This window comes from Fenollaria sp., assembly GCF_057222035.1.
The window spans coordinates 24,131-34,967 of sequence record NZ_JBXXYC010000003.1; the positions used below are offsets into that span (position 1 = coordinate 24,131).

Sequence of the window (10,837 nt, forward strand, 5' to 3'; positions counted from 1 at the left end):
TTAACTTAGCTCATATCTGGCTATAATATGTACTAGATTAAAGAAAGGGGATAATTTTGTGAAAAAGATTTTTGCAAAGCTTATTGAAAAGCCTAAGTTAATAGTATCGATCTTTGTGATTTTACTAGTCTTTTCAATAGTTTCGTACCCGAAGATTCGGGTTAACTACAAGATTAATGACTACTTGCCAGAAAAGAGCGACTCGTCTGTCGCCATTGACAAGATGAAGGAAGAGTTTGATGAGGACATCTTTAACGTGCGCGTCATGCTTCCAAAGAAGGATGTCAGCGAGGTTTTGGATACTATCAGCGCCATCAAAATGGTGGATGGCGTCAAAACCGTCAGCTGGCTAAGTGATTTCGAAGATGTGATGAAGCCCATGGACTTCATGGATCAAAAGCATCTAGATAGCTACTACAAGGACGGCTCTGCGCTTATAAACATTGCCGTGGATGAGGACAAGGCGATAGCCTCGACTGAGGCAATCAGAGAGATTATAGGTGAAGAGGCGGCCATGACTGGCTCTGCTGTGAACACTGCCATCGCTACGACTAACTCTGTTAATGAAATCATCATCGTAACCATCATCGGTGTGCTATTTACAATACTTATACTGATTTTAACGACTGATGCGTGGATCGAGCCTGTCATAATCATGCTTTCACTAGCGACTGCCATACTTATAAATGCGGGCACGAATATCATCTTCGGAGAGATTTCATTCGTGACAAACGCCGCGGGCAACATACTTCTACTCGCCGTGTCCATGGACTACACTGTCTTTGTGATGCACAGGTTTAAAGAGGAAAAGCTCAAGACGAATGACAAGAAGGAGGCAATGATTGAGGCGCTTGATATGTCGTTCTCGTCGATACTTTCGTCGGCTCTGACTACCATCATCGGTTTCTTGGCCCTTGTCTTTATGCAATTTAAGATAGGTCCAGACCTTGGTCTAGCGCTTGCAAAGGGCGTATTCATCTCGCTTCTAACTGTATTTACGCTTGCACCCATCATTATTTTGCACTTTGATAAGTACATCGACAAGACTAGCCACAAACGCTTCATTCCAAGCTTTGATGGCTTCGCCCATCACGTTTTTAAACACAAGAGAGCCTACATCGTGGTCTTCTTGCTACTTATCGTGCCAAGCTTTTTAGCGGCTAGCAAAAACTCATACTACTTCGGCACTTCACACATCTTTGGCCCAGATACTAAGCTCGGCCAGGACAACATCGCCATCGAGGAAAAGTTCGGCGCTGAAGATAATTACGCGATCTTGGTGCCTCTTGGAAGCTTAGAAAAGGAAAGGCGTCTTTCTGACGATTTGAGGTCCATGAGCAAGGTCAAGAGCGTTATCTCTTATGTGGACATGGTTGGAGAGACGATACCGACTAGCTTTTTGGTCGAGAGTGACCTAAAAAAGCTAAACTCCGATAATTACACTAGGATGATAGTTTCGGTCGACGCGGACTTCGAAGGCGAAGATACTTACAAGCTCATAGACGATATTAAGGCCGCAATAAGTAAGTACTACGGCGAATACTACCTACTTGGCGAAGGCGTATCGACTTATGACCTTAAAAACACTGTAACAGCGGACATGACTACCGTTAATATCATAGCCATCGCCGCCGTATTTATAGTTTTATTGCTTACAGAAAAGTCCTTAAGCCTACCTATACTCTTGGTTGCAGCCATCGAGACAGCGATATATATAAACATGTCAGTGCCTTACTACCGCTCATCGAGCGTCTTCTACATCGCCTACCTGATCATTTCATCGATACAGCTTGGGGCGACAGTCGATTACGCGATACTTTTGAGCGAGAGATACCTTGAAGAGAGAAAGTCCTTGAACAAGGCGGACGCAGCCATTAACATAGTGTCAATTACGGCCGTTTCGATACTGACATCGGCTACCGCGATGATAGTTGTCGGCATATTGCTAGGAAAGTTCTCAACTCACGGCCTGATCTCGCAGCTAGGCTACCTGCTTGCGATAGGAACGACAGCTTCACTAGTCATAGTGCTCTTCGTTTTGCCGGGCCTACTATATAGTCTCGACGGACTTATTCAAAAAACTACGAAAAACACAGAATTTGTTAATTAAGAAAGGTGATATTATGGATAAAAAGAAAAGATTATTCGCGGGCGTTTTGTGCCTCGTAATGATATTTATGGCTACGGCGCCCATCTTAGCAGCGAGTGATAATGCGAAGGAAGAGGTTGTCTACGCTAGTTTAGGAAGCGATGGCGAGGTCAATAGCCTTAGCATTGTGAATATTTTTAGCAAGGGCGCTAAGGAAGACTACGGCTCTTACACTAAGGTCAAGGCCTTAAACTCAGAAGCCGATGTCAAGATGAACGCAGATAAAATTACATTTACAAGCGATAAAGATAGGTTCTACTACCAAGGCGACATGGACGACAAGACTCTTCCTTGGCTAATTAACGTAAAATATTACATCGATGGCAAAGAGATGAGCGCAAAAGAAATTAAGGGCAAGTCTGGCGAGGCCGAGATCAAACTTAGCATCAAGGAAAACCCTGCCATGGACAAAGAGTTCTTTGAAAAATACACACTTGAAGTCTCGACTAAGCTCGACACAAAGAAGTTTAAGAACATATCTTCAGACAAGGCCTCTCTCGCAAATGAAGGCGAGATGAAGCTTATAAACTTTATCGTCCTTCCAAACACAGGACTTGAAGCAAGCATAAACGCTGACGCAGAAGACTTTTCATTCGAAGGCTTCTCCATCAATTGTCTTGATTTAAAGCTAAACATCGACCTTGAAAGCCTTGGACTTGAGGAAAAGGCAGACGATTTGAAGAGCGCGAGCCAAAAACTTAAGGACGCGAGCTACAAAATCAATAAAAATACAAAACCCCTTGCCAATGGCGCAAGAGATATAAAGGCTTCATATGATAAGCTTGAGGGCGCAAACAGAGCCTACATCGAGAAGAGCGTAGAAGTTTTTGATGGCGTAGCAAAACTTGATGCTGGGCTTGAAGCCGTTGACGCGAAGTCAGATGAATTAAAGGCAGCTTCAAAGAGCGTGGAAGATGGTCTTGAGAAGATCGCTTTACTTGCGCAAAATGACAAGAATATGGCCGCAGCCATTGGCATGATAAAAGAATCATACAAGGCCTTTGACGCAGGACTTAATGAGTACGTAGGCGGAGCGAGTGTCGCGGCTAAGTCAAGCAAAATGCTAAACGCAGGCGCTGCATCCATGAGCGCAAAAGCAAGTGAACTAATAAGCGCAAACTCTAGTATGACTAAGGGCATGGCGAGCTTCACGAAGAGCCTCTCAGACTACCTAGTCGCTACAGACAAGATTACAACAGGCTTTACGAAGCTATATGACGAGATAAAGAGCGAAGAAAATAAAGTTAAGGACAAATTCGTGAAAAATGACAGCGCTAGCACTTATGTGAAATCATTCGCTTCAGAGAAAAATGAAAACGTTAGATCCGTGCAATTCGTGCTAAAAACAGAAAAGATAGAAGAAGAAGTCAAAGAAGAAGTCCACGAAAAGAAAGTAGACGAAAAGAAAAACGTCTTTAAGAAGTTTACAGAACTCTTTAGTAAATAAATTTAATTTATATATACATGAAGGCAAGTCCTTCCATATAAACCTCTCAAAAATAAAGGATAGAGAAAAGTTGATATGTACCCTCTTTACTGGACAAAGCAGTAAGGAGGGTATTTTTATGCGATATAGTTATGAATTCAAAAAAGAATGCGTAGAAGGCTTAATCATGCACTCAGACCAAGGCTGGCAATATCAAAACAGCTACTACATCAAAGAACTAGAAAAGCATCAAATAACACAGTCAATGTCAAGAAAGGGAAACTGTTACGATAACTGTATCATGGAAACATTTTTTGGTAGACTAAAAACAGAGATGTATTATGGATGTGAGAGAGAATTTAAAACATTTGAAGAATTTTCAAAAGCTATTGATGAATATATATACTACTATAATAACGAAAGAATTCAGAAGAAAACAAAATGGATGCCACCTACTTTGTATAGGTTAGCATCCATAGTGTAAACTAAATATTAATGCGTCCAGTTTTCTGGGTACACATCATTATCTTCATCCTATACTTTTTTATTTCTATAAAATATCTAGTAATTCAAGCTAATTTATGTTATACTTTATCTTAGTTATCATGAGCTAAGTCATGCACTAAAATACATAAAGGAGACAATTTATGCTTGATAAATATTTATTCAAATCTATTGGCAAGGCGAAAAAATATATTCGTAACAGCGTTTTTATGATGATGCTGCGCGTTGTAGGCACTGCTCTACTTGCTCTAGCCTTTGGCACTTTGGCTGAGGCGCTTTACTCAAAAACTGCCATTGACATGAAAAGGCTTTTAATAATCTTTGCCCTTGGCGTAATTATCAGGGTTCTAGCGCTTTTCAAGGTAACTGATTATCAATCAAACATCATCGGCGAGGTTAAAGGCAAACTCAGAGAAAGGCTTATCACGAAGGCGGTTTCAATCGGTCCAAGCTACAAGGAGCAAATTTCGACAGCGACTTTAATCAATTTAGGCTCGGACACTATTGAGCAGCTGCAAAACTATTACGGCCGCTTCCTTCCTGAATACTACGGCGCATTTGGCGCTAGTCTTGTGAATTTCGCGGTTCTAACGTATATCGACTGGCGCGTGGGACTATTATTCCTAGTTCTAATGCCAATCATACCACTTTTATTAAAATTTATCTTGACTATGGTTGGGCGCATGCAAAAGAAGTATTGGCGCAAATATCAAGACGTTGGCGAGCTATTTCTTGACAGTTTACAAGGCATCACTGCTTTAAAAATTTTCAGAGCGGACGCGAAAAGGGCTGACGAGCTTGACAAAAAGGCTGAAGACTTTAGAAATGAAACGATGCGTATACTTACTATGCAGCTAAATTCAATAACTCTAATCGAATGGATCGCCTATGGTTCGTCTATTGCCTGCATTTTCATGAGTCTTTATGTTTATGCAAAAACTGGCCTTGCTCTGCACTTTTTAATCATGATTTTAATCATGTCCATGGATGCTTTCAGACCGATGATTACACTTACAGCAAGTTTTCACGTTGCAATGACTGGTGTTGCGGCTGGTAAAACGCTTATAGATTTTCTAGAACTAAAAGAGGATGAAAGAGGCATGAGCTTCCCTAAAGCTGATGATATCAAGCTTAGCGTAAAAAATCTTTCATATAAGTACCCTGACGGAGATGAATTTGCTCTTCAAAATATTAACATAGACTTCCCTAATAAAGGCTACATCGCTCTTGTTGGCGAGAGCGGCTCGGGTAAATCAACTCTTGCAAAAGTTTTGTCGGCTGCAATGAGAGCAAGTTCTGGCGATATTTTTGCAAATGAAGCTGCGTATAATGAGATAAATTCTGCATCCATCGCCTCGAATGTCAATAGGATTACGCATAATGCACACATTTTTGAGGGATCTTTGAGAGAAAATTTAGTGATGGCAAAAAATAATGTCGATGACAGTACCATAAACACAGCTCTTAAAAAAGTTAATTTATATGAGGAGATCATTGAAAGAGATGGCCTTGAAATGCCGTTATCAAGCGGCGGAATGAACCTTAGTGGCGGCCAAAGGCAAAGGCTAGCTCTTGCGAGAGCTATGATTGAAGATTCGAAAATTTTCATTTTTGACGAGGCAACTAGCAACATTGACATCGAAAGTGAAGAAATAATTTTAGATAATATCAAAAATATTGCCAAAGAAAAGCTTGTAATCATAGTTAGTCACCGTCTTTCATCGATTAAGGACGCTGACAAAATCTATGTCTTAGCTAAGGCAAAACTTGTAGAAGAAGGCACTCATGACGCGCTAATCATGCAAAATGGCGAGTACAAGCGCATTTACGATGCGCAAGAAATCTTGGAAGGAGGTCTTGTAAGTGAAAAATAATAAAAGCGGATTAAAAACTGTTACTAAGCTTTTAAAAGTAGTCAGACCTCTTAGCAAATTCATGGCAATAGCTGTTTTAGCGGGATGCATCTCATTTTTATTCTACACAGCAATTGGCGTGATGGGCGCAAAACTCATACTTCAGTACGTCGAAGGCGGCTCGCAAATGGCTTTCATAATGAAAATGATGGCTGGAGCTGTCATCTTGAGAGGACTTTTCAGATATCTTGAGCAGTACATGAACCACTTAATCGCATTCAAAGTATTGGCTCTGCTAAGAAATAGAGTGTTCGCAGCGATTCGTAGACTTGCTCCTGCTAAGATTGAGATGATGAATAAAGGAGACCTGATCAGCGCCATATCCTCTGACATGGAGCTATTGGAAGTCTTCTACGCTCATACCATATCCCCAGTTTGCATAGCAATCATCACAAGCCTTGTATATGTGTTTTTCTTGGGGCAAATATCACATCTAGCAGCTCTTGTAATGCTTATGGGCCACGCAGCCATCGCTATAGTTTTGCCAATGATATTCTCAAAGCTAGCTGGAAGCGCTGCAGCTGAGACAAGACGCGCACTTGCGAGAATCAACAACAGCTTTTTGGATTTGCTAAGAGGCATATCCGAAATAATTAGTTTTGCTTATCAAAAAGAGGCCGTGAAAAAAGTTAACGCACTAAACGCGAGACTTAAAACTAATCAAGATACGCTAATTAAGCAGCTTGCAGTACTTCTTGCGCTTGAAGACTTGCTTGAAGTTTTGGTGACTGCTCTAGTCTTTCTAGTCTTGATAGTGGCTGGAACAACTGGCTCAGACATCTTCCTAGCATCTGTTTTAACATACTTTAGTTTTGGTGCCGTCAGAGCCGTTTCGCTTCTTGGTAATGGCCTTTCTCAAACGCTTGCCTCGGCTGATAGGGTTATGAATATACTTGAAGAAAAGCCTATGGTTGAGGAAATTACTAATAAAGAAAATTTAAGAAAAAATGCAATTGCTTCATACGAAGGAAATATTATTGAAATAAATGGCATAAATTTTGCTTATAAAGATGAAAAGATTTTGAATGATTTTAGTTTAGCTGTTAAAAATCATGAGTTTATCGGCGTTCAAGGACCAAGCGGCTGTGGTAAATCGACTATGCTTAAGCTTATCATGCACTTTTGGAATCTTGACCGTGGCGAGATTAAAATCGCCGGCAAAAATATTATGGATATAAATACGGCATCGCTTTACGAGAATCTTAGCTATATGACGCAAACGAGCGAATTTTTCGAGGGCAGCATCAGAGACAATCTATTGATTGCAAAGCCCAATGCGTCTGACGAAGAGCTTAAGGAAGCGCTACGCAAGGCATCGATACTTGATTATGTGAGCTCACTTAAGGACGGCTTAGACACATATATCAAGGAGCTGGGCGAGAACTTTTCAGGTGGCGAGCAGCAAAGGCTGGGTCTTGCAAGATGCTTTTTGAAAGATGCCGAAATTTATTTATTCGATGAGCCGACAAGTAATTTGGACGCGCTTAACGAAAGCATAATCCTAAACTCGATTGTGAATTATATGAAGGGGAAGACTGTAATTATGGTGAGTCATAGGGATAGCACTTTAAGGATATGTGATAAAATATATAAAATACATGGTGAACAATGATAAAAGAAAAAACATTTCCAATACTAAAAAATAAAATCCCCATCGACAAGGATGAGGAAGCAGCGAAAAAACTATTCGAAAAGAAGATATTTCTCCTGATGACAGCCATTTACTGCGAAGATATGATTAGTGGCAGTAAAAAATCCATTAGCAAATATAAATTCGAAGAAGACATAGATGAATTCATTCTAAAGAGGCCAAAGCTTTGGAAACACAAGATAAACGATACTTATTACGAGCTAATCATGAAAGCCTTTAGGCGCACAGATCGCTGCCCACACTCCTTCTACAAAACTTTCTGCCACCAATGCCCGACCACCTGCTACAAGAGCGAGGATTTAGAAAATATAGAGCCGATTATGAAGTACGCCGGCAGAAAAATTATGATGAAGCATCCATTGATAGGGACTAAATTCGTTATTAATCTCTTAATGGCAAAGAAGACAATAAATAATTATATAAAAACAAGTGAATAATGACATGAAAATGGCGAGAGTGATCTCGCCATTATTTATATGCTTTTAAAATTTAAAATTCTGTCACAAACCAACTCTAAAAACTCAACATCATGGGATATTATTAAAATCAACTTATCTTTTTCCTTTACTTTCTTTATGTTTTTAGCTACTATTTTCATATTTCTATAGTCCAATCCACTGGTTGGTTCATCAAAAAATAGAATTTTCTTGTCTGATAGTAAAGCGGATAAAATAATTACTCTCTGTTTTTGTCCTCCTGATAAGGTGTAAGGATTCCTCTCGCTAATATTTTTTAACTCCATATTTTTTAGCCAAGCATCTAAAGCATTATTATCTTTAATATTTGATGTTAATACTATTTCATCTTTAACGCTATCTGCGAATAACTGACAGTTCACTTCCTGCATTATAAGCAGGCTCTCATTTAGCCTACTTTTTATATTTAAATTCTCATCATCTTTTAAAATTTTACCTTTATTTTCTTTGTATAAGCCACATATAATTTTTGCTAATGTAGACTTTCCAATTCCATTTTCTCCAACAATCCCAATGATATTCCCATAGCAAAATTTAAGATCCTCAATGGACAAAATTATTTTGGTATTTCTTTTGAATATTAGATTTTTTAACTCTAATAAAGTCCCTTTATTTGAAGTTTCAAAATCATCAAATCTTTCAATAGCTTTATAATCAGAATGCCTAAGTCCTGTTCTCATTCGTTCATCTTCACTTAGATTTTCAATTTCGTCCATACTATATTCTCTGATGATTTTTCCATCCTCTAAGTATATTGCTCTATCAACAATGTCTTTTAAATACCACAACCTGTGTTCTGCAATAATAATAGTTTTTCCTAAAGATTTAAGCTTTTTTATTGTAAGTGATAGTTCTTTCATTGACTTTATGTCTAAGCTTGAAGATGGTTCATCAAGAATAAATATCTTAGGGTTTAATGCGTAAATGCTTGCTATAGCAATCTTCTGCTTTTCTCCTCCAGAAAGATTGAATATATTTTTATTCATCAATTTTTCAAGATGAAGCTCTTTTTCGACTTCTTCAATCCTTTTGTTAATTACTTCTCTTTCTATTCCATAATTTTCTAAACCAAAAGCGATTTCATCGGTTGTATTGGTTGTATAAAATTGTGTTTTAGGATTTTGAAAAACCGAGCCTACATTATTTGATAATTTATAAATTGGTGTGGTAAATGTATTCATACCATTGACCATAACGCTGCCAGAAATGTCCCCATCATAAAACTCAGGTATTATACCGTTCATAAGCTTTAATAGAGTCGACTTTCCGCAACCGCTCCTACCACATAGAAGAATGCATTCCCCTTTTTTGATTTTCAAATTTATATCTTTTAATGAGTAATCAGATCCTCCCTTATACTTAAAACTTAATTCTCTAATTTCAATCATAAGTCCCACCCTGATACTTTCATAAATATTACTATTGATAAAATTAAAATCATAAGAATTAGAACACCAATATCATTTTTTCTAAACTTAATTAGGTGTCTACTTGTTTTGTTAACAGGAGCATCGAGTCCCCTTATAATGGCTGATTGAGAGAGCTCATCCCCAATTTCTATTACACTTACGAATAATGGTACAAAAAAATATTCCATAATTAATGTTGGTTTTCTTGTTAAATTTATTAAGTTAAAATTAATACCTCGAGTTTTCATCGCCATATTTATATGACTCCATTCGTCTTTAATAGTAGGCAAACATCTAAATATTACAGAAATCATTATGAGCGAGTCTTTTGAAAGTTTTAATTTTTGTAAAGTTGCCACTGCACTGGAAACAGATGTTGAATTTAAAATCCATTTACCCACGATAATACATGGCAGAAATTTTCTTCCAATTGCTAAGATAAATAAAATTAAATTCAAAAGAAAATTCATATTAAAATAGTCTAAAGATTTTTCCAATACTACACTTATTACAAAAAATAAAATATACTTTATAGCGGATTTTTTATAACCATCGCTAATAATGATGACAAGAAAAAATAATGTAATAAGGCTTTGATAGATCCAATCAAACCCTAGAAAAATTAAAATATTCGCACCTATAAGCAAGATAAGTTTTGTTCTGAGGTCATATTTTGACCTCAGAACAAACTTTGAATTTTCCATTATAAAACTCCTGCGGATTCCAACTTTTTATTTAATATTTTTTTTGTAAAATAAGAACCAATCAAAGAGAATATAAATGTTCCTATAATCATAACTGGTAACATCCATATTGGTGTCCATGCCCTTACTGTGTTACAAAAGCTTTGATCTAAGCCACCTTTTATTACACTTTCAAAAAATGCTTCTCTCATAACCCAAATTGGTAAAAATCCTCCAAATAAATTTAGAGAAAAAAACATATGACTAATTGTATTTTTCTTAAAGTCTGTATAATTTCCACCTTTTGCTATGAACATGGCAATTATTCCGGCAGGCACTGCCACTAATGGCGCAATTGGAATATGTCCAGTTGCAACTAATAAAATGCTTGGTAAAATAGCTGCGATTATAATAGCAGTGGCTGACTTTGTTTTTGCAAGAAGCATATGATAGGTTGGTGCGGCAAGTAGTGCTACAAGCATAGGCATTAATAAAAATAAAACAGGGACAGGCATAGATATTGCCCCAATTACTAAATATGTTACAAAGTAAAGTGCAATTAAAACACCGGCTGTAACTGCGTTTTTTGATGATTTCTTTTGTGTTTTCATAAGTTTCCTCCTTTA

Annotated in this window: 8 protein-coding genes and 1 pseudogene; 6 read left to right on the top strand and 3 right to left on the bottom strand. The window is 37.8% G+C overall.

The window, feature by feature from the left end:
• The first annotated feature begins 58 nt into the window (after positions 1-58).
• From AC2UOP_RS03745 to AC2UOP_RS03770, 6 genes and pseudogenes are all read left to right on the top strand, one after another.
• Positions 59-2,110 carry an efflux RND transporter permease subunit gene (locus tag AC2UOP_RS03745; RefSeq protein ID WP_484832679.1) on the top strand — a complete coding sequence of 684 codons (2,052 nt, stop codon included), beginning with the start codon at positions 59-61 and terminating at the stop codon, positions 2,108-2,110.
• Between the two features lie 13 nt (positions 2,111-2,123).
• Positions 2,124-3,596 (top strand): hypothetical protein, encoded by a 1,473-nt coding sequence (locus AC2UOP_RS03750; protein ID WP_484832680.1) that lies wholly within the window; start codon positions 2,124-2,126, stop codon positions 3,594-3,596.
• 163 nt (positions 3,597-3,759) lie between these two features.
• Positions 3,760-4,059 (top strand): annotated as a pseudogene (locus AC2UOP_RS03755) (transposase); the annotation flags it as partial.
• Between the two features lie 163 nt (positions 4,060-4,222).
• A complete protein-coding gene (locus tag AC2UOP_RS03760; RefSeq protein WP_484832681.1) occupies positions 4,223-5,953 on the top strand; it encodes an ABC transporter ATP-binding protein/permease in 1,731 nt (576 codons plus the stop codon).
• Positions 5,943-7,604, top strand: a complete 1,662-nt coding sequence (locus AC2UOP_RS03765) for an amino acid ABC transporter ATP-binding/permease protein (RefSeq protein ID WP_484832682.1) — start codon at positions 5,943-5,945, stop codon at positions 7,602-7,604. The genes AC2UOP_RS03760 and AC2UOP_RS03765 overlap by 11 nt, the downstream gene beginning before the upstream one ends.
• Positions 7,601-8,080 carry a nitrous oxide-stimulated promoter family protein gene (locus tag AC2UOP_RS03770; RefSeq protein WP_484832683.1) on the top strand — a complete coding sequence of 160 codons (480 nt, stop codon included), beginning with the start codon at positions 7,601-7,603 and terminating at the stop codon, positions 8,078-8,080. The genes AC2UOP_RS03765 and AC2UOP_RS03770 overlap by 4 nt, the downstream gene beginning before the upstream one ends.
• 35 nt (positions 8,081-8,115) lie before the next feature.
• On the opposite strand, the gene AC2UOP_RS03775 is transcribed toward AC2UOP_RS03770, so the two are convergent.
• The 3 genes from AC2UOP_RS03775 to AC2UOP_RS03785 are packed head-to-tail and all read right to left on the bottom strand — an operon-like array spanning position 8,116 to position 10,822.
• Positions 8,116-9,507 carry an ABC transporter ATP-binding protein gene (locus AC2UOP_RS03775; protein ID WP_484832684.1) on the bottom strand — a complete coding sequence of 464 codons (1,392 nt, stop codon included), beginning with the start codon at positions 9,505-9,507 and terminating at the stop codon, positions 8,116-8,118.
• Positions 9,504-10,232: an energy-coupling factor transporter transmembrane component T gene (locus AC2UOP_RS03780; RefSeq protein WP_484832685.1), complete on the bottom strand. Its 729-nt coding sequence runs from the start codon at positions 10,230-10,232 to the stop codon at positions 9,504-9,506. The genes AC2UOP_RS03775 and AC2UOP_RS03780 overlap by 4 nt, the downstream gene beginning before the upstream one ends.
• Entirely contained in the window at positions 10,232-10,822 is a 591-nt protein-coding gene (locus AC2UOP_RS03785; RefSeq protein ID WP_480019522.1) for an MptD family putative ECF transporter S component, read from the bottom strand. The genes AC2UOP_RS03780 and AC2UOP_RS03785 overlap by 1 nt, the downstream gene beginning before the upstream one ends.
• Between the last annotated feature and the right edge of the window lie 15 nt (positions 10,823-10,837).

Excerpts from the sequence above, each read along its gene's own strand:
- AC2UOP_RS03760 (WP_484832681.1), top strand. The coding sequence starts at position 4,223 with ATGCTTGATAAATATTTATTCAAATCTATTGGCAAGGCGAAAAAATAT.
- AC2UOP_RS03775 (WP_484832684.1), bottom strand. The coding sequence starts at position 9,507 with ATGATTGAAATTAGAGAATTAAGTTTTAAGTATAAGGGAGGATCTGAT.
- AC2UOP_RS03780 (WP_484832685.1), bottom strand. The coding sequence starts at position 10,232 with ATGGAAAATTCAAAGTTTGTTCTGAGGTCAAAATATGACCTCAGAACA.
- AC2UOP_RS03785 (WP_480019522.1), bottom strand. The coding sequence starts at position 10,822 with ATGAAAACACAAAAGAAATCATCAAAAAACGCAGTTACAGCCGGTGTT.
- AC2UOP_RS03770 (WP_484832683.1), top strand. The coding sequence starts at position 7,601 with ATGATAAAAGAAAAAACATTTCCAATACTAAAAAATAAAATCCCCATC.
- AC2UOP_RS03750 (WP_484832680.1), top strand. The coding sequence starts at position 2,124 with ATGGATAAAAAGAAAAGATTATTCGCGGGCGTTTTGTGCCTCGTAATG.